This window comes from Pseudomonas sp. Pseusp88, from assembly GCF_047303955.1.
Lineage (GTDB): Bacteria > Pseudomonadota > Gammaproteobacteria > Pseudomonadales > Pseudomonadaceae > Aquipseudomonas.
Genome location: NZ_JBGLYM010000009.1, coordinates 182,740 through 202,367, shown reverse-complemented (window position 1 = coordinate 202,367; position 19,628 = coordinate 182,740). Strand labels below are relative to the sequence as shown.

The window sequence follows — 19,628 nt, the reverse complement described above, 5'->3', positions numbered from 1 at the left end:
GTCCTGGCCTCTTCGCGAATGAATTCGCTCCCAAAGAATTCTCTCTCGCGCCCGGCAAGTGCTTGCTGCTCGACAGCGCGGGCGTCGAAGACGGGGCGGATCCCCCTCAAGACAGCGATGACACCAGACAAAAAAACGCCCCGAAGATCGGGGCGTTTTTTTAAGCGGCAATCGACAACTTGAGCTTGTTCATCGCGCTCTTTTCCAGCTGACGAATACGCTCGGCGGAGACGTTGTACTTCTGCGCCAGGTCGTGCAGCGTGGCTTTTTCTTCTGCCAGCCAGCGCTGGTAGAGGATGTCACGGCTGCGCTCGTCGAGCACTTCCAGCGCCTGATGCAGATTGGCGGTGGAGTTGTCGGTCCAGTCGGAGTCTTCCAACTGGCGAGCCGGGTCGTAGCGGTGGTCTTCCAGGTAGTTGGCTGGAGACTGGAACGCGCTGTCGTCGTCGGCTTCGGCAGCCGGGTCGAAGGCCATGTCCTGACCGGTGAGGCGGCTTTCCATCTCGCGCACTTCACGGGGCTCGACACCGAGGCTTTCGGCCACGCGATGCACTTCTTCGTTGTTCAGCCAGGCCAGACGCTTCTTCTGGCTGCGCAGGTTGAAGAACAGCTTGCGCTGGGCCTTGGTCGTGGCGACCTTGACGATGCGCCAGTTGCGCAGGATGAACTCGTGGATTTCCGCCTTGATCCAGTGGACCGCGAAGGAAACCAGGCGCACGCCCATTTCCGGGTTGAAGCGCTTCACTGCCTTCATCAGGCCGACGTTACCTTCCTGGATCAGATCAGACTGGGCCAGGCCGTAACCGGAATAACTGCGTGCGATGTGCACGACAAAACGCAGGTGGGCGAGAACCATCTGCCGAGCCGCCCCCAGATCCTGCTCATAATAGAGACTCTCAGCCAGTTCACGCTCCTGCTCAGGGGTCAGCAATGGAATGCTGTTGACCGTGTGCACATAGGCTTCCAGGTTCGCACCCGGGACTAAGGCATAAGCAGGTTGCAAAGAAGTGGTCATACGAAAAAACCTCCGACTCACATGACTCGTGCAGTTCAGCACTGCGAAATTGACCGGGAACCGCGAAACAAGTTCCCTTAAGCTGAAAAAGTCAATAGTTGAATGTGTATCAATAGCATTTTTTACCGAGGTGCCAGCTCTCTAAGGTGGCGAGCCACCGCAATCCATGCACCGATATACCCTAACAGGACCGCCCCAAGCAAGAGCGAGAGACCATCTGCCGCAGGTACACCCGTCAGGGAAAAATCACTGCCGTACAAGCCTGCCAGTTCGACAACAGCGCCGTTGAGCCAGTTCAAGCCATAAGCCAGAACGCCCCAGGACAGCAATCCCGCCCCCAGGCCATACAGCGTGCCCATATAAAGGAAGGGCCTGCGCACATAGCTGTCGGTACCGCCGACCAGCTTGATCACTTCGATTTCGGTGCGACGGTTTTCGATGTGCAGGCGAATAGTGTTACCGATCACCAACAGCAGCGCCAAAACCAATAGCACAGTCAGACCAAATACAAAGCGGTCGCCCAGCTTGAGAATCGCTGCCAGACGCTCGACCCAGACCAGATCCAGTTGTGCCTGCTGCACCTTGGGCATTTCTGCCAGACGCGTACGTAACGCCTCTAACGCGGGCTTGTCAACTTCGTTCGGCGTGACCACCACGACACCCGGCAACGGGTTCTGCGGCAGCTCCTTGAGCGCCTCGCCCAGGCCCGACTGCTGCTGGAACTCCTTGAGCGCGTCGTCGCTGCTGACATATTCAGCGTCGGCAACGCCGGGGATCGCTTTGATGTCATCACGCAGCTTGGTGCCTTCAGCCGGGCTGGCATCAAGCTTGAGGTACAGGGAAATCTGCGCCGCGCGCTGCCAGGAACCGCCCAGACGCTCGACATTGCTCAACAGCAACGACAACCCCATGGGCAGGCTCAGGGCGATAGCCATCACCAGGCAGGTAAAAAAACTGCCGATCGGCTGCTTGCCCAGGCGACGCAGACTGTCCAGCAGGCTGGAACGATGGCTTTCCAGCCAGGCCGCCACCAGGGTGCTGAAATCCGGGCCGTCATCGTCGTGGTCGTGGCGTTGTTTTTTCTTCGGCGGCACCGGGTCAGCGGCCTTGGGCGCCACTCGTTCCGACACTTTTGGACTGCGTGTAGCACTCATACCCCGGCCTCCCCGTCACCGATCAGGCGACCACGTTGCAGGGTCAGCATGCGATGGCGCATGCGGGCGATCAGTGCCAGGTCGTGACTGGCGATCAGCACACTGGTGCCCAAACGGTTGATATCTTCAAAGACGCCCATGATTTCCGCCGCCAGACGCGGGTCAAGGTTGCCCGTAGGTTCGTCGGCCAGCAGCAAGGCCGGGCGATGCACGATGGCACGGGCAATACCGACACGCTGTTGCTGGCCGGTGGACAGGTCGCCAGGGTACAACTCGGCCTTGTCCGACAGCGCCACGCGCTCCAGGGCCGAATCGACACGCTTGGTGATTTCGGCCTTGGACAGGCCGAGGATCTGCAACGGCAGCGCGATGTTATTGAACACCGTGCGATCGAACAGCAACTGGTGGTTCTGGAATACCACGCCGATCTGCCGACGCAGGAAAGGGATCTGTGCATTGCTGATCTGGCCCAGGTCCTGCCCGGCCAGCAGCAGCTTGCCGGTGGTCGGGCGCTCCATCGCCAGCAACAGGCGCAACAGCGTACTTTTACCGGCACCGGAGTGGCCGGTTACAAAGAGGAACTCACCACGCCGCACTCGAAAGCTCAGTTCGTGCAAACCGACATGACCATTCGGATAGCGTTTACCGACCTGTTCGAAACGAATCATGGGCGCTCCCGCTCCGCGAACAGAGCCTGGACAAAGGGCTGGGCCTCGAAGGTGCGCAGGTCGTCAATACCCTCGCCCACCCCGATATACCGAATCGGCAGACCAAACTGCTTGGCCAGGGCAAAGATCACCCCGCCCTTGGCCGTGCCATCGAGTTTAGTCAGGGCCAGGCCGGTCAGTTGGACCGTCTGGTTGAATTGCTTGGCCTGATTGATGGCGTTCTGCCCGGTGCCAGCGTCCAGCACCAGCAACACTTCGTGGGGCGCGTCGGCGTCGAGCTTGCCGATGACCCGGCGAACCTTCTTCAACTCTTCCATCAGGTTGTCTTTGGTGTGCAGGCGACCGGCGGTGTCGGCGATCAGCACATCAATGCCACGGGCCTTGGCGGCCTGCACGGCATCGAAGATCACCGACGCGGAATCGGCGCCGGTGTGCTGGGCGATCACCGGGATCTGGTTACGCTCGCCCCAGACCTGCAATTGCTCGACGGCAGCGGCGCGGAAGGTATCGCCGGCGGCCAGCATGACCTTCTTGCCTTCGAGCTGCAGCTTCTTGGCCAGCTTGCCGATGGTGGTGGTCTTGCCCGCACCATTGACGCCAACGACCAGAATCACGAATGGCCGACGCGAAGTATCGATGACCAGCGGTTGCTCCACCGGTTGCAACATCGCCGCCAGCTCAGCCTGCAACGAGGCATACAGCGCGTCGCTGTCGGCCAGCTGCTTGCGGGCGACCTTCTGGGTCAGACTCTGAATAATCACCCCCGTGGCCTCGACACCGACGTCGGCGGTCAGCAGGCGGGTTTCCAGCTCTTCAAGCAGTTCGTCATCGATCAGCTTCTTGCCCAGGAACAGGCTGGCCATGCCTTCGCCGAGACTTGCGCTGGTTTTCGACAGACCCTGCTTGAGGCGGGCGAAGAAACCAGCCTTGGTCGGTTCGGCGGCAGGTGCTGGTGCAACCACGGCAGCCGGGGCTTCGACTACCGGCGCGACCACCGGCGGCGCGGCGACAGGCGCGGGCGCTACCGGAGCGGCAACCGGGGCCGGAGCAACGACCGGAGCAGGCACAACGACCGGCTCGGGCTCTGGAGCAGGCGCAACCGCTTGCGGAATGATCGCCGACTCAGGCTCGGCCATCGGCACATCGATACGTGACAGTTCAGGCTCAGGCTCGGATGCCGGGGCCGGAATCGACGGAGTGACATGGGCTACTTGCTCGTCCACCAGAGCCACCGGCTCTTCGGCGACCGGCAGAGTCAACCAGGGCTGCGCGGCGGGAGCACCCGGTTGCACCGACTCAGCCGTTGGCGGCACAACACTCGTCTCCGGGGCAGCAACCGGTGCGACCGGCGCTTCGGCAACAACCGGAGCAGTCGGCGCAACAACCGGCTCAGGGGCGGCAACGGGAGCTTGTGGGGGTTGTTCGGCGACGGTTTCCTGCGGCTTCTTGCGCAGCCATCCGAACAGGCCTTTTTTCTCGCCAGCCGGGGCTGGGTTCTTCTTGTCGTCGTTGGAACCAAACATGGAGGACGGCTATCTCACGGTAGCGATGCGCCAGAGCGGCGCCTCGGAAAATTCTGACATGCAAAACAGACTGCGTTTAGCACCGCTTGTTCGCACAAGCCTGTAGTGTTTCGCATCGATTCGAGCAAATTTAATGTTCATCGGGCCTTTCAAGGCATTTCAGCCGTGGTCCCGGATCGAACGGACCAGTATCCTAACACCCCCGCGCCCGCCGACGCTAAGTTCAAGCAGGCCGTCTTACAGGTTCAAAATACGAATGAATGCTCTAGCCCGCCGCGCCGCTGGCCTGCTGCTCGGCACACTTTGCCTGCCCATGACCGTAATGGCCGCCGACCCGCAACCCACCCACGAATACACCCTGGACAACGGCCTCAAGCTGGTTGTGCGTGAAGACCACCGCGCGCCAGTGGTGGTCTCGCAGATCTGGTACAAGGTCGGCTCCAGCTACGAAACCCCGGGCCAGACCGGTTTGTCCCACGCTCTTGAGCACATGATGTTCAAGGGCAGCGAAAAAGCCGGCCCCGGCGAAGCCTCGCTGATCCTGCGTGACCTGGGCGCCGAAGAAAACGCCTTCACCAGCGATGACTACACCGCCTACTACCAGGTCCTGGCCCGCGACCGCCTCAGCGTAGCCTTTGAGCTGGAGGCCGACCGCATGGCCCACCTCAAGCTGCCCGCCGACGAGTTCAGCCGGGAAATCGAAGTCATTAAAGAAGAGCGCCGCCTGCGCACCGACGACAAGCCCGGCGCCAAGGCCTACGAGCGCTTCAAGGCCATGGCCTACCCGGCCAGCGGTTACCACACGCCGACCATCGGCTGGATGGCCGACCTGGACCGCATGAAGGTCGAGGAACTGCGCCACTGGTACGAATCCTGGTACGTGCCGAACAACGCCACCCTGGTCGTCGTCGGCGACGTGCAGCCGGACGAGGTCAAGGCCCTGGCCGAGCGCTTTTTCGGCGCCATCCCGCGCCGCGACGTCCCACCGGCGAAAAAGCCCCTGGAACTGCCTGAACCGGGCGAACGGCGCATCACCGTGCATGTGAAGACCCAGTTGCCAAGCCTGCTGTACGGCTTCAACGTTCCAAGCCTGACCACCGCCACCGATCCGCGTTCGGTCAACGCCCTGCGCCTGATCTCGGCCATTCTCGACGGCGGCTACAGCGCGCGCATCTCCAGCCGCCTGGAACGCGGCTCGGAAGTGGTCTCCGGCGCCTCGTCCAGCTACGACGCCTTCACCCGCGGCGACAGCCTGTTCATGATCAGCGCCTCGCCCAACACTCAGAAAAAGAAAACCCTGGCCGACGTCGAAGCCGGTATCTGGGGCCTGCTCAACGAGCTGAAAACCAAGCCGCCGACCAGTGAAGAACTGGAACGCGTACGCGCCCAGGTGATTTCCGGGCTGGTCTACGAGCGTGACTCCATCACCAGCCAGGCCAGCACCATCGGCGAGCTGGAAACCATCGGCCTGTCGTGGAAACAGATCGACAACGAACTGTCCGACCTGCAAAGCGTAACCCCGGCCGATATCCAGCTGGCCGCCCGCACTTACTTCACCCGTGAGCGCCTCAGCGTTGCGCACGTTCTGCCTGAGGAGAAAGCCCATGAGTAAGCGCACGCTACTGGGCCTGCTGATCACTGGCGCCCTGATCACCCAGCCGCTGCTGGCCGACGAAGCCCCGGCCCCTGCCGCCCTTGAAGCCGCCACTGCGGCCCCCGCCGCAAAAGCCGAGCGCGGCAGCAACCTGGTGTCCCTCAAGGAACTCGACAGCAAGGCTCCGGCCCGCCGCAGCCTGAATATCCAGACCTGGAACACCGCCGAGGGCGCCAAGGTGCTGTTCGTCGAAGCCCACGAACTGCCGATGTTCGACCTGCGCCTGACCTTCGCCGCCGGCAGCAGCCAGGACCAGAACGCCCCCGGCATCGCCGTGTTGACCAACGCCATGCTTAATGAAGGCGTCAAAGGCAAGGACGTCGGCGCCATCGCCGCAGGCTTCGAAGGCCTCGGCGCTGAATTCGGCAACGGCGCCTACCGCGACATGGCCGTGGCCTCGCTGCGCAGCCTGAGTGCCGTGGACAAGCGCGAACCGGCGCTGAAACTGTTTGAAGAAGTCACCGGCAAGCCAACCTTCCCCGCCGACTCCCTGGCGCGGATCAAAAACCAGCTGTTGACCGGCTTCGAGTACCAAAAACAGAACCCCGGCTCCCTCGCCGGTAAAGAACTGTTCAGCAAACTGTACGGGAACCACCCGTATGGCCATCCAAGCGAAGGCACCGAGAAGAGCATTCCGCCGATCACCCTGGCCCAGCTCAAGGCCTTCCACGCCAAGGCCTACGCCGCGGGTAACGTGGTCATCGCCCTGGTCGGCGACCTGTCCCGCGACGAAGCCCAGGCCATCGCCGCCCAGGTCTCCGGCGCCCTGCCCAAAGGCCCGGCCATGCCCAAGCTCGCCGAGCCCGGCACCCCGGCCTTCGGTGAGAGCCATATCGAGTTTCCTTCCAAGCAGACTCACTTGATGCTGGCGCAACTCGGCATCGAACGTAACGACCCCGACTACCCGGCCCTGAACATGGGTAACTCGATCCTCGGCGGCGGCGGTTTCGGCAGCCGCCTGATGACCGAAGTGCGGGAAAAGCGCGGCCTGACCTACGGCGTGTCCTCGGGCTTCACCTCGATGCGCGTGCAAGGCCCGTTCATGATCAGCCTGCAGACCCGCGCCGACGTAAGCGAAGGCACCCTGAAACTGGTCAAGGACATCCTGCGCGACTTCCTCGCCAACGGCCCGACCCAGAAAGAACTCGACGACGCCAAGCGCGAACTGGCCGGCAGCTTCCCGCTGTCCACCGCCAGCAACAGCGACATCGTCGGGCAACTGGGCGCCATCGGCTTCTATGACCTGCCGCTGACCTACCTCGAGGACTTCATGAACAAGTCCCAGGACGTCACCATCGAGCAGATCAAAGAGGTCATGAACAAACACCTGAGCGCCGACAAGATGGTCATCGTCACGGCCGGTCCGACCGTGCCGCAGAAACCCTTGCCGCCGCCCACCGACAGACCTGCTGAACAACCTCTCGGGGTTCCGGAGCACTAATGGCCAATCCACGCCCAAAGAGCCATAACGGCCTGGGCCAACTGCGCATCATCGGAGGCGAATGGGGCAGCCGTCGCCTGACCTTCCCCGACGCCCCGGGCCTGCGCCCGACGCCTGATCGCGTGCGCGAAACCCTGTTCAACTGGCTTGCCGCGCACATTGCCGGGGCCCACGTGCTCGACGTCTTCACCGGCAGCGGCGCGTTATTCTTCGAAGCCCTGTCCCGTGGCGCCAGCAAAGGCCTGGCCCTGGACAACAGCGGCGCCGCCGTTGCCAGCCTGAAACAGAACCTGGCCCTGCTCAACTGCACCACTGGCCAGATCGCCCAGACCGACGCCCTGCGCCACCTGGAAACCGCCCCGGCCGAAGCTTTCGATGTGGTCTTCCTCGACCCGCCCTTCCACCAGGGCCTGCTGGCCAGCGCCTGCACCCTGCTGGAAAGCCACGGCTGGCTCAAGGAAAACGCCTGGATCTACACCGAAAGCGAAACCCCACCCTCCACCACCGGCCTGCCAGGCAACTGGCGCCTGCACCGCGAGAAAAAGGCCGGGCAGGTGTATTACGCGCTGTGGCAGCGGGGTTAAACCAACCGGTTGAACGTTGTTCCGTAGAAGCTGCCGCGGCGTCCCTGACACTACGCTGTCGCGCAGCAAACACAGGACCTGTAGGAGCCGGCTTGCTGGCGATCGAGTGCGAAGCGCTCGCATGGCGTCAGTGACTGACCTGACGTCATCACCAGCAAGCTGACTTCTACAAATATCATTTAAATTCAGATAGTTGTGTCGTTATTGACAAGAGCGAGGCTTGCCCGCGAAGCAACCACCACCTTAGATAACTGAATTGCTGCGGTCAGGCCTGACGCGGCATATCTGGCAAGACGCGATCAGATCGGCGCCAACTCGTTGGCGAGCAGCCCCGACACGGTACATCAGGGACCCACCTCCACCTCCCCGGCCCCTTAACCACCCACAGCGATTTTTTTTGAGCGTAATCAGTCATCTAGGGTTTACAAGCAGCCAAGACTCTATATACTCAGCGCCCATTACGCCGGTATAGCTCAGTTGGTAGAGCAACTGACTTGTAATCAGTAGGTCCCGGGTTCGACTCCTGGTGCCGGCACCATACAAAGCAGCACGATACACTCCCCGCAGTACCTGATCTCTCGATCACATCACCAAATTGACCTTACACACGAAATCTCGTTTTTCATCGAAACGAGGCGAGTGTCATGCAAGTCATTTCTGTTGCAGCTTCCAAAGGCGGTGTGGGCAAAACCACAACGGCAGCCAATCTTGGCGGTCTTACTGCCGATGCAGGCTTGAAAACCCTTGTTATCGACCTTGATGGTCAACCTACCCTCAGCAGTTATTTCCCTCTCGATTATCAAGCGCGCGGCGGCACCTTCGATCTATTGGTGCACAGCACGACCACACCAGACGAAATCATCTCCCACACCAATATCCCGGGCCTGGACATCATTCTGTCCAATGATCCGCACAACCAGCTGGAAACCCTGCTACTGCATGCGCCCGACGGGCGGTTGCGGCTGCGATCGTTGCTCAAACGCCTGCCCGAGTACGACCTGGTGATTATCGACACCAAGGGTACGTCGGCCGTTACGGTGGAAATGGCCTTGGTCGCATCCGATCTGGCGCTGTCACCCCTGGTCCCGGAAATGCTCTCGGCCCGGGAATTCAGCTGCGGCACACTGGCATTGTTTGCCAGCGTCGATCGCCTGCGTCAAAGCGCAGATTTCGGTGCTACGTCCTTACGAACTCAACCCTCGGCAAAGACAGAATCCCAAATACGAAGAGATCAAGGATTCGATTCGCGCCCGGGGATTAGACGACACACCCACCGTTTCACGGCGCCCCGGCGAGACCGAGTTTGTCATCGACAATGGCGGCAACACCCGCCTGAAGATTCTCAACGAGCTATGGAAGGAAACCCGGGACGAGCGTTTCTACCGGATTCACTGCCTGTTCCGACCCTGAGTGGGAGATATCAAAGCACTGACCGGGCATATGTCGGAAAACGATAACCCTGTGCCACCAGGCCCGTAATACGTTGAACGGGCGAATGGTCGGCAATATCTATTCACTGCACGATGAGCCGGTCTCGATTGTCGATGCTTCTCGGTTCGACGCGGGCTACATCAGCTTCGTGAAAAAATGTCGGAGCCACGGCCACCAGTCAGTGCGTAAGGTTGCGGAAATTGTCTTTCAGGAATTGATCGTCGATCAAAGTGCTCAGCACCTCATGACGCAGATAGGGCAATTTCAGGAGCGGCTGAAGGACCATAGCCTGCTCACTCACGAACGAAAAAAAAATTCGAACCCGAGCCAGGCGCCTGTCGAAATTCGAACTCACGGGGTAGAACCCGGTTCGAATATCGAACTCAGTGAAAACGAAATTCGAACTCATGGAAATTCCACAGAGTTCGATTTTGTTAGGGGTTCAGTTACAGATTCGAACTCAGTTGATTCCATTGGGGATGCTCCCAGAGTTCGAAAATCGAACTCATATACAGTACGTACAATACAAACATCTGTTTGTAAAAACGTACAAACAACGCGCGAGCGCGGGCAGCGAAACCCGATTTCCACCAGCCCGCCCTCCCTGGCCTGGTCGAAGCTGACCCTGAGCCTCGACGAACAAACCACGATCAGCCATCACCTGCAGCCGGTGCCGCCCGAGCTTCACCAGGCCATTCTCGACGAGGCTGCAGCCCGCAAATCCGGCATTCGCAATATGACCGGGTACGTGCTGGGCCTGATCGAAAAAGCCCGGATAGGCGGTCTGAAAATCACCCAGACGCCCGGGACGAATTCGTCACGTGCAAGCCCGCCGAACCACATCCCAACGTCGCATCCACTGCGGCCACCCAAGCCGACACCCTCGACCGCACCTCCTGAGAAATCGGCCACGACCGAACCCGTGGACGTCAGCGCGATCCTGCGGTCGATCCACGAACAACTCGGGCGAGTGCGCCCGGATAACCCTCCCCACCCCGGAGAAAAGTAATCATGGGAAGTCACGCACAACAGGACATCGGCGGCCTGATATTTTTCGGCAACCCGATGGAAGCCATCCCACGGCGGCTGATCGCTTCGGAGCATTTGAAAAACGACGACAAAATCGGCTGGATGCTGATCAAACTGCTCAGCCACCAACACCGGGTGACCAATATCGACGCTTCGGAACAACTGGCCAGCTTACTGGCCGGAACACCGACAAAAGACTTCGAACAAGTGACCAACATGATCCTCCGGCTGCGACTCAGCCGTTGGCTTGTGCAATGTGGCCAAGGGTCCGAGGGGCAGCGGATTTACGGGCTCTATGACGAGTCCGCTACCGTCCAGCAGGTCCTGGATGTGGACCCGAATTACCCGGAACTGGTTGCAGAGGCGGTCCGTCATCCCGATACGGAAATTCGAAGCCTGGCGCAAGCAACGCTGGTAAATCTGTTGCCTGAGTTGAGGGGTACGCGTGGCTGACGGGAAGTGATATCGAATGAGCTGTGGCCGTGAGCTCTGGAGACCAAAGTAACCTGTGACACTGTCACAGCGCCAGAGACCGGGCTGACTTGTGACACTGTCATAGCCCCGGAGACCGATTGACCTGTGACACTGTCACAGCTCCGGAGACCGAGTTGGCCTGTGACACTGTCACAGCTCCGGGATAGAGGTGCCTATTTCTTCGAAGGATCAAACGCAAACGCTTCGGGCTTGATGGAGATCATACCCGGTTGATTGTTGAACCATTTGTTCAAACCGCCGATCTGGCCCGGCGTCAAAGCAAGATGGGTCTTCAAGTACGTTTGCAAACTCGCAATAAAATCGCTGGCGTCCTGAGCGAGAAAGCGCTTGATCCAGAAATCGCACGCATAAATTGCCTGAAGATTTCGATAGCTATATTCGGGTCTTGCGGTCTGGACTTTGGCCATCAAATTCAAGAGGTATTTCACATCATTGTCTGTGAGGCCTTCAGAGAGATATTGCCGATGCAAATCAGCCAGCTTCCCATAGGACATTCCCTCATAGCTGGGCAGTTTTTCCGTACGGAGTAGCAAATAGCTTTCCGCTCGAACCCGATCACTATTGTCAGGTTGGCTAGCACCGACTGCACTTGATGACCCAGCGGTAGTTTTAGCGCCCCCTCCCGAAAGCACAGCGTCAGGATCCCAGGCTGCCGCCGTCAAATCAGGAACTTTCGCCTTTCCATTCACCGCCTTATTTTGCGCACAGACCGGGCCGACAAAAACCTCGTTCCCGGCTTCATCGACCAGTACTCGTGCCTTTCCAGAGGTCAAAGGCTTTGGGCAAACGCCACATTTCTCGCCACTGAAGAAATCGATCCTGACAAGCGTGTACTGCATAGAAACTCCCTCTTCCCTAATGAGATTTTGCTGTTGAACCCTACATATCGCCCTGCCAATCTTGGATAAACAGGAGCGATTCTTATGCCGTCATATCTCCCTACAAAAGAACATGTTTTGCATCAACTCCAGCATCAAACCGAAATCTGGCTGCTCAGCGCAAGCCACGAACAAATATTGAAACATCTATCCGACCTCCATGGCATGCCTGTCGACGGTCTCAGAGATCTGCGCTGTGGCTGCTGGAATGAAACAGGCAATGGGGCCTCATCTTGTATACGCTGCGACAACTTCATATTGGCATGGATCACCATTGCCCTGACCAAGCGACCTGAACTGAGGGATCTTCGACCAAGAATCACTCCAAAAACATTGTGAAAACTCTCGCCAACCTAGAATCGATTGGCTTATGGCAGTGCTGCAGTCCAAGAGACCCAAGCGACCTGTGACACTGTCACAGCCCCGGAAACCACAGCTGAGCTGTGACGCTGTTACAACCGATCCAAGCCCCACCGTTATCCTGTCGTTTTTACCCAACGCCAGACGCCCGACAACGCATATTTGATGCCCTTTGGAATCAGCATGCCCCAGCTTGCGTCCGGCAACACCTGGTCGGAGTCGTTTGGGTTAGAAGCATTGCGCTTTTCCCACCAGGCTTGAACCGCCTGCATATCTCGTCGGGATCGTGATATTCGCGCCGGGTCGGTGGATCTTCGAACTTGCTTCAGGATGACAAAGTCGCCACTGAAGCGACGAACCGTGTACTGATAATTCGATCCACCATCATGCTGTGTGTACTTTTCCAACTGGACATTAACTACGCCGTTGGCGCCGTACTGCCGGGCAACCTCGATGAGCTTGGTCCTGGCCTCATTCGGGTCATTGTCCTCACTCCAGCCACTCCCTGTTTCCAAAACAATATCCATACCTTTCGGCGCGCCATTCCTGGACCAGACAAAGCGGCCCGGCTCCAGAAAGATCACAGCAGGAACCACTCCAGGAACGACCTCTGTCGCCTTCAATCCTCTCGGCGCAGGCGTCGGCACAAAGCCATCTTGATCGCCGCCCAGGCCACTCACACCGACAACGTGCAGACCTTGCCGGAACATGTAAAAGCCGCCCTGGTGGAAATATCCAGGCAAAGCGACCGTCCGGACAAACGCCGGGACAGAGCCGCCGAAATGGCCGAGGCCCTGGCACTCTTCTGCCAGGGCTTTGAGGGCGAGCTGTTCAATACCCCCACCGCGCCATGGCCAGATGCAGACGTGACCCTGATCGACCTGGCCACCTTCGCCCGGGAAGGCTACGAAGGGCAGATGGCGATCACCTACATCTCACTGCTCAACCGCGCCAACAACATCGCCGAACGCGAACAACACTCCGGACGCCCCGGCATCGTCCTGACCGACGAAGGCCACATCACCACCACCAACCCACTGGTTGCTCCCTACGCGGTCAAGATCACCAAAATGTGGCGCAAACTCGGCTTCTGGTACTGGATCGCCACCCAAAACATGCAGGACTTCCCCGACGTGGCCAAGAAGCTGCTGAACATGATCGAGTGGTGGCTCTGCCTGACCATGCCCCCGGACGAAGTCGAAGAAATCTCCCGCTTCAAACGCCTGACCGACGCCCAGAAAAAACTGCTGCTCTCAGCCAGCAAGGAGCCACGGAAATACACAGAGGGCGTGGTCCTGGCCAAGAAGGTCGAAGCCCTGTTTCGAGTGGTGCCGCCGAGCATCTATTTGGCGCTGGGGATGACGGAGAAGGATGAAAAAGCTGAGCGGCGGGCGCTGATGGTGGAGCATGGGATTACTGAGCTGGAGGCGGCGTATCGGGTGGCGGAGGGGATTGATCGGGCGCGGGGGATTACGTGACTTCAACTTAATGCCTGAATTCAGAACCTGGATGACACATCCTATGAACTCCGGCAGTAAGGGATTTTTTGGGTATTCAGCATAAAACGTGGGTAGTGCTTACCTGCCCCTAGGGCGCTCAGTTTCTTGATGACTAATACTATAAATCAGAGCCATCCCTGCATGACGGAGATAAACAGCCATGGCCTGACTCATGACGAGAAGGTATCTGTTGCAAACATAGCTAAACTCGTAAATCATAGCATGGCCTATAGCTATTACTGGGTTGTAGGCGACAGCCCGGAACGTAAATTGTTGCGGTTATTAAGGAAGCCCTGCCAGGCTCGGTACGTGCTGTAATCATGCTACCAAGAGCATCGAGCATTAGCGTCAATACGAGGAGAAGTGATGGAGTGGAAGTATTGGTTAACAACAGGAATCTCTCTCTGGGCCGCATGGATTGCTTGGGGCGCGCGCAAGGCAGCACAAAAAGCATCCAGTGAAACCTTCACGCTTCAAAAACGAGCTGAGCAATACCAGCACTTCCCTCTTGTCAGTGTAACCGTTGCTCCAGATGGTGATCGAGCCAAGGTATCTATTAACAATACGAGTGCAACAAATTCAGTCCTAGCCTACAAAGCAACCTTCATACTTAGAATTTCAGCTGGAAATGGAACTATCACAGTTGACAAAGATAACTTTGTATACAGGGGCGGCCCCATTGGCCCTAACACATCTGAATATATTCCTGCAGATGAAATCAATGAATGCATTGCTCACGCACTACCCGCATTACAGAAATATCCTTCAGATCAAAATAGATTTGTATTGAGAGTTTATGTTGAGTGTACACCACCACATAAAGACTCCGAAAAAATATACGAAGAAGGCGTAGGATATTTCGCCTACGAGAATGGTCACCTGCAACTTAAATCAGAGCCATAACTAACTGAATTGCCCTAGCCAGCACGAAACCTTTCGAGCTCTTCATTAGAAATCTTGCTTCAAGCTGCTCGATAACAAATACAAGCCACAGATGTGGCTTGTAGATTTTACTAATCGGAGACTAGAGATGCCTGAAGAAAAATGTTATATGTGCGACTCTGCTGCCTCGTCAGTTGAACACGTTCCCCCAAAATGTTTATTTCCTGAATTCAAGGATACGGGAAGAAATCTTAGAGTTAATCTAATCACCGTGCCTTCATGCGACCTGCATAATTGCGCAAAATCTAATGACGATGAATTTTTGATGGTAAGTATTGCCGGAATTATTGGCAACAACTCAATAGGATATGAACATTATCATGGGAAAATACAACGAACATTAAAGCGATCCTCTTATAGGCTACTTGAAAGGATTTTCCTTAAAAGAAAGGTTATTCGTTTTGAAAATGAAAATAAATTCCTTGACATCTTATGGGGCACACCTGATTACGAGCGACTCGTAAGTTGCTTTACTCATATAGCTCATGGCCTCTACAGGCACCAATTCCAAAAAACGTTCCACGGGACTTTAAAAGCAAGTCTTGGTTTTTTACATTCATCAGATAACAATGCAAGGATATTTAGAGACTTTTTAAAACACAAGGCCTCCTTGGAGTTAACCGAAAAGGAAAAACACGGGGAAAATCAAGATGTTTTTTTCTATCAATATACCGCTCCTGACAGGTTCGGTATCTTCCTAGTTAGATTATGCTTTTATCAAAATGTTGATGTATACGTCGCGTATATGCCAGATGATGCAGAAATGCCTTTTGATTTGGGAATGCAGTTAATGAACTCAGGAATGAAAACCATATTTCGCGTTGAAGATAAAACATATGAGATCAATTAGTCGAACAACTCTTCATGCATGATTATCATCGCTTGGCTTGTTCGTCTGCGCGCCAAGAGGCGGATGCGAGGCAATATAGTCGGATATGTAGGTTGTGTAACATATCTCACCTTTGGAGAGGCCTGCTGGGAAGCGACCTGACACCCTGCTCTGAAAAATCAGGTGACTACGAGGAAGGACGGCCTCAAAAGCATGTCTCCCATACTGAAATGGAACAACCCATACGCTTCCAGTTTTCCCTCATATGACCCTGGCTAGCCGAGCCTTCGCAGCTCCGCCGACAAATTTTCCGCTGTCGCGTTGTCGAGGGCACGTCAAGCAAGCGCTCAGAAAACTGCACACCAACCAAAAGCTCGTGCTCCCTCCAGGAAATTGCTAACCAACCCTATGAAAGACGGCATTTCGGTTCGATGACAGAGATCAGCAGCTGAATGACGTAACCCACGCCCCCCCAGCGCAGGGCTCTTTGGTATCGCGCACCACCGCCTGTGAAACTCACCTGCCCCTGAGGTGCTCAGTGTTTTGATGGGTAATGCGATAAATCAAGACCCTGCCACCATTGAGGCGGTAGGTAGCACGATATGGGATTTTGGTTAAAACGAGTTGGGGTGCTGCCCGTCATACACCTCGGAGCACACCTCATGAACCTGCCACTGATTGACCAAACCCTGGACGAAGCAAAAACCACCACCGCTGTCGAAAACGAGATTATCCAGGAGGCGATGCAAATCCTCGATCGTCGTCTTTTCACACGCGACGCGGAAATCCCCTCCTCCGAAGCGGCCGCCTCTTACCTGAAGTTCAAGCTGGCCAGTGAAGAGAATGAGGTATTCGCCGTCATTTTCCTCGACACTAAACATCAAACCCTGGCCTTCGAAGTGCTGTTCCAAGGCACGGTTGATTCAGCCGTGATCTACCCTCGCCAGATTGTCAGGCGCGCTCTTGCACATAATGCTGCTGCAGCCATCATCAGCCACAACCATCCTTCCGGATCCAGCGAACCCAGCATGGCCGACATCGCCCTGACACGGCGAATCAAGGAGGCGCTGCAACTGATCAACGTACGACTGGTTGATCACTTCATCGTGGGGAGCGGGATACCGCTTTCGATGGCGGAGAAGGGGTTGGTGTAGATTTGACTATAAGCGCCTTCGGGCGCTTTTTTTCATCGGGGGCGAATGCACTATGCCTACCATAGGACGAGCGAAATAAATCTGATCACCGCTAGCACTCTGCCATCAACGAGCTATACTCTGTATTTCAATACTTTAATTTTTTCGATTCGGTATGCTCATGTTGAAATTTCTACGCAGACGCTTGGGGACATACTTCGTGCCGAGGTAAGCTACCAACTTGATATATTTTATAAGCGCCACTAATTGCACCACGTGAATTCAACAGCCCGAGAATACCGAGATTTTCTATGACAATACAAAATGTGCAGAATAAAGATCACATATTATTACGAATAGCAGCAGCATCACGCATGTATTCGATCGGAAAAAAATTCAACAACGCATCTTTGATGCTGAATGTCGTCCTCATGTCAACAATCACATTTTTGTCTCTAGCCCTTAACACTGAAACTTTTTCAAAGTTTTTGGGGGTGGATAAGATGGACATCTCAAGCTGGGTTGCGATCGCTTCGATAATAGTCTTAACTCTGAACAATTTATTCATTGGAGATCAGATAGATGAGTGCAAAGAAAAAGCTGCAAAAATCCAGGACGAAGTAGATAGAGAGCTTTTTGACCTCAAATGGAATCAGCCTCTTGCAGGCAAGCCAGCTCAAATAGCAGATATAACAAAACACGGTGATTGGCTAATAAAAAAACACGGCAAGCAGCGATTTAGAGATTGGTACTCTTTGACATCGGACAAGCTCACAAAATCACAGCAGGCTTTAATCTGTCAAAACTCTTGTCTATCTTGGGACTCCAGCCTCAGAGGAAAAGTAAACATAGTACTCTTAATCATCGGAGTAACAATTTTCGTCTCCGCAACATGCTTTTCGTTATTCCTAAACCTAAAAACAACATCCATCCTCACAAACATCATTGGCTTGCTTGGGCCAATATCCGACTATGGCTATACCACTTACAAGTCTAACAAAGACTCTATAGAAAACAACAATCGACTTCTGGAATATGTAACAGAGGCGATAAATAGTGCTAACAGCGTGACCGAGCCAGAGCTGAAACAACTTGTTGAAAAAATACAAGATCAGATGTTTGTCAAGAGAAAAAGTGACTGGCCCATCCCTGACAAACTTTACAGAATGCTCCGATCCTCACATGAAAACATCATGATAAATAGCTCTGCGGAACTAGAGCGCAAATTTGAATCGAGAACCCCATAATCCTTGAACACCAGCCGAACAAGCACCAATTATCGCACTACCACATAAATTAAACGGACTTAGTCATGACACAAACAGACTTATTCAATAACTTCCTATCTGACACCGTTAATCTTAACAAAACTAGATTTGAAAATTTGCAAAGCAGCATTACCGCCATTGAAAACTTTGTACGCTCGTCAGATTGGCAGCCCAATATATTGGAGTTCAAAGCCCAGGGTTCTTGGGCACATAAAACCATAATAAAACCTATTGCCGGCTCAGCTTTTGATGCTGATTTACTGGTGTACGTAGACCACCTGGACAACTGGGAAGCAAAAGATTACCTAGACAAACTTTATACAGAGTTTAAAAAGAGCTCCACCTACCAAGACAAAGTCAGCAAGTATTCACACTGCATAACTATCGACTACGCAGGAGAAAGAAAAATAGATATAGCTCCCTGTGTAAAAGAACGAAATCTCACTAACACCTATGAAGTTTGCAACCGAACCACTAACTCGTTCGAAAAGTCAAACCCTAAAGAATATACTGATTGGCTAATATTGCAAAACAAGAACAGCAAAAATAACAATCTTCGAAAAATAACAAGACTCCTAAAATACATGAGAGACATTAAAAGGACATTTACCTGTCCTTCATTTCTTCTCACAACACTACTTGGCAAGCAAATAAATGAACATGATTCCTTTCCAAACCTTCCATCGGCACTTGTAACAGTGGTTGGCCGACTGGACAATTGGCTCCAGTCGAACTTGATTCAGCCCACAGTACGAAACCCCGTGTTATTCGAAGAGGTGCAGAGCAACTCCTGGGATGCAGACAAATACAGAAATTTTCGAGAAACCATACATCGATACAGAGAATGGATGGACGATGCGTTCGCCGAGGCTGATATAGATGAGAGCATGTCTAAGTGGCGGAGGGTATTCGGCGAGGAGTTTGCAAAAGCTGAGATTAGTAAAGCTGCGGCTAGGATTAGCGTGACAGCCTGCGAGAGCTTAGCGGCCGAAGGGCGCCATGCAATCGACTTGGTAGAAGGTGTCCTAACATACGGGGAAATCGCACTTCCAGCAGGTTTTACCAATTTAGGACATATGCAGAGACCTAAATGGCGTGACGCGCCTGGTGGAATGTTAACCGTACGTATTCTTACGTATGAATTCACTGCTCATGAAGGACTAAGCCTTGGAAATACTTTAAGCCTCGCGCCGCATACAGCTGGGCGATGGTTGAAATTCAGCGCGCTAAGCGGCAACGGCATTCCATTTTCATCAGCGCACAAAATCAAATGGCGAATTACGAATACCGATAAAGCAGCAGAAGCGGCGCAATCGTTACGCGGAGACTTTTATCCGTCCAATTCACATGGGATCCGCTGGGAACAACTGTCTTATAGGGGGGTTCATATAGTAGAGGCCTTTTTGATACGCAGGTCGGACGATCGACTTTGTGGCAAAAGCGATCCCTTCTTTGTAGTAATCACATAAATACTAACACTATGTTAATCATAAACCCTTCAGTTCCCCAGAGTTTTGCAGATCGAAGTATCTACGAACTTAGCAAACATTAGTTTCAATTAATTTTCAACAGCACAGATCAAGACGACTATTCTCGGATTGATTTGTGCTTCACCGAAACAGCGACTTGTACTCTAGTGGTTTTGTTGACCTAACCTACCAAACATCTTATAACTCTTCTATAACTACTCCCAGGTAGCCCGAATCCTCAAGGCTACGGTACGTC

The 19,628-nt window shown here is 54.9% G+C and carries 16 protein-coding genes, 1 tRNA gene and 3 pseudogenes; 14 read left to right on the top strand and 6 right to left on the bottom strand.

What is annotated here, in order from left to right; translation table 11 throughout:
* Window positions 1-160: 160 nt before the first annotated feature.
* The 4 genes from rpoH to ftsY all read right to left on the bottom strand — a co-directional run bounded on the left by rpoH (window position 161) and on the right by ftsY (window position 4,360).
* The gene (rpoH, locus tag ACCD02_RS14760) at window positions 161-1,015 is read right to left on the bottom strand and encodes an RNA polymerase sigma factor RpoH (protein ID WP_259104083.1); all 855 of its coding nucleotides are present in this window, start codon (window positions 1,013-1,015) and stop codon (window positions 161-163) included.
* A 122-nt stretch (window positions 1,016-1,137) separates the two neighbouring features.
* Window positions 1,138-2,169: a permease-like cell division protein FtsX gene (gene ftsX, locus ACCD02_RS14755; RefSeq protein ID WP_413302958.1), complete on the bottom strand. Its 1,032-nt coding sequence runs from the start codon at window positions 2,167-2,169 to the stop codon at window positions 1,138-1,140.
* Window positions 2,166-2,837 (bottom strand): cell division ATP-binding protein FtsE, encoded by a 672-nt coding sequence (ftsE, locus tag ACCD02_RS14750; RefSeq protein ID WP_413302955.1) that lies wholly within the window; start codon window positions 2,835-2,837, stop codon window positions 2,166-2,168. Before ftsE ends, ftsX begins: the two co-directional genes overlap by 4 nt.
* Window positions 2,834-4,360 carry a signal recognition particle-docking protein FtsY gene (ftsY, locus tag ACCD02_RS14745; protein ID WP_413302952.1) on the bottom strand — a complete coding sequence of 509 codons (1,527 nt, stop codon included), beginning with the start codon at window positions 4,358-4,360 and terminating at the stop codon, window positions 2,834-2,836. The genes ftsE and ftsY overlap by 4 nt, the downstream gene beginning before the upstream one ends.
* A 256-nt stretch (window positions 4,361-4,616) precedes the next feature.
* Here ftsY and ACCD02_RS14740 point away from each other — a divergent pair, with 256 nt between their 5' ends.
* The 8 genes and pseudogenes from ACCD02_RS14740 to ACCD02_RS14705 all read left to right on the top strand — a co-directional run bounded on the left by ACCD02_RS14740 (window position 4,617) and on the right by ACCD02_RS14705 (window position 10,952).
* A complete protein-coding gene (locus ACCD02_RS14740; RefSeq protein WP_413302949.1) occupies window positions 4,617-5,972 on the top strand; it encodes a M16 family metallopeptidase in 1,356 nt (451 codons plus the stop codon).
* Entirely contained in the window at window positions 5,965-7,455 is a 1,491-nt protein-coding gene (locus tag ACCD02_RS14735) for a M16 family metallopeptidase (protein WP_413302947.1), read from the top strand. Before ACCD02_RS14740 ends, ACCD02_RS14735 begins: the two co-directional genes overlap by 8 nt.
* Complete coding sequence (gene rsmD / locus ACCD02_RS14730; RefSeq protein ID WP_413302944.1) at window positions 7,455-8,039, top strand: 16S rRNA (guanine(966)-N(2))-methyltransferase RsmD; 585 nt, start codon at window positions 7,455-7,457, stop codon at window positions 8,037-8,039. The genes ACCD02_RS14735 and rsmD overlap by 1 nt, the downstream gene beginning before the upstream one ends.
* A 462-nt stretch (window positions 8,040-8,501) precedes the next feature.
* Window positions 8,502-8,577, top strand: a tRNA-Thr gene (locus ACCD02_RS14725).
* A gap of 106 nt (window positions 8,578-8,683) precedes the next feature.
* Window positions 8,684-9,133: pseudogene (locus tag ACCD02_RS14720) on the top strand (ParA family protein); the annotation flags it as partial.
* An 82-nt stretch (window positions 9,134-9,215) separates the two neighbouring features.
* Window positions 9,216-9,446, top strand: a pseudogene (locus ACCD02_RS14715) (chromosome partitioning protein ParB); the annotation flags it as partial.
* A gap of 88 nt (window positions 9,447-9,534) precedes the next feature.
* Window positions 9,535-10,479, top strand: a complete 945-nt coding sequence (locus tag ACCD02_RS14710) for a hypothetical protein (protein WP_413302941.1) — start codon at window positions 9,535-9,537, stop codon at window positions 10,477-10,479.
* A gap of 2 nt (window positions 10,480-10,481) precedes the next feature.
* Entirely contained in the window at window positions 10,482-10,952 is a 471-nt protein-coding gene (locus ACCD02_RS14705) for a hypothetical protein (protein WP_413302939.1), read from the top strand.
* A gap of 194 nt (window positions 10,953-11,146) precedes the next feature.
* Here ACCD02_RS14705 and ACCD02_RS14700 read toward each other — a convergent pair whose 3' ends face one another.
* Both ACCD02_RS14700 and ACCD02_RS14695 read right to left on the bottom strand, forming a co-directional pair.
* Window positions 11,147-11,833 carry a hypothetical protein gene (locus ACCD02_RS14700; protein ID WP_413302937.1) on the bottom strand — a complete coding sequence of 229 codons (687 nt, stop codon included), beginning with the start codon at window positions 11,831-11,833 and terminating at the stop codon, window positions 11,147-11,149.
* 515 nt (window positions 11,834-12,348) lie between these two features.
* Window positions 12,349-12,942 carry a hypothetical protein gene (locus ACCD02_RS14695; RefSeq protein ID WP_413303024.1) on the bottom strand — a complete coding sequence of 198 codons (594 nt, stop codon included), beginning with the start codon at window positions 12,940-12,942 and terminating at the stop codon, window positions 12,349-12,351.
* 42 nt (window positions 12,943-12,984) lie between these two features.
* Here ACCD02_RS14695 and ACCD02_RS14690 point away from each other — a divergent pair.
* From ACCD02_RS14690 to ACCD02_RS14665, 6 genes and pseudogenes are all read left to right on the top strand, one after another.
* Window positions 12,985-13,710, top strand: a pseudogene (locus tag ACCD02_RS14690) (conjugative transfer ATPase); the annotation flags it as partial.
* Window positions 13,711-14,097: 387 nt separating this feature from the next.
* On the top strand, window positions 14,098-14,634 hold the full coding sequence (locus ACCD02_RS14685; RefSeq protein WP_413302935.1) for a hypothetical protein: 537 nt from the start codon (window positions 14,098-14,100) through the stop codon (window positions 14,632-14,634).
* Between the two features lie 127 nt (window positions 14,635-14,761).
* A complete protein-coding gene (locus ACCD02_RS14680) occupies window positions 14,762-15,523 on the top strand; it encodes a hypothetical protein (protein WP_413302933.1) in 762 nt (253 codons plus the stop codon).
* Between the two features lie 581 nt (window positions 15,524-16,104).
* The gene (gene radC, locus ACCD02_RS14675; RefSeq protein WP_413302930.1) at window positions 16,105-16,656 is read left to right on the top strand and encodes a RadC family protein; all 552 of its coding nucleotides are present in this window, start codon (window positions 16,105-16,107) and stop codon (window positions 16,654-16,656) included.
* A 290-nt stretch (window positions 16,657-16,946) separates the two neighbouring features.
* The gene (locus tag ACCD02_RS14670; protein ID WP_413302927.1) at window positions 16,947-17,882 is read left to right on the top strand and encodes an S-4TM family putative pore-forming effector; all 936 of its coding nucleotides are present in this window, start codon (window positions 16,947-16,949) and stop codon (window positions 17,880-17,882) included.
* A gap of 65 nt (window positions 17,883-17,947) precedes the next feature.
* On the top strand, window positions 17,948-19,372 hold the full coding sequence (locus ACCD02_RS14665; RefSeq protein WP_413302924.1) for an SMODS domain-containing nucleotidyltransferase: 1,425 nt from the start codon (window positions 17,948-17,950) through the stop codon (window positions 19,370-19,372).
* Window positions 19,373-19,628: the final 256 nt, after the last annotated feature.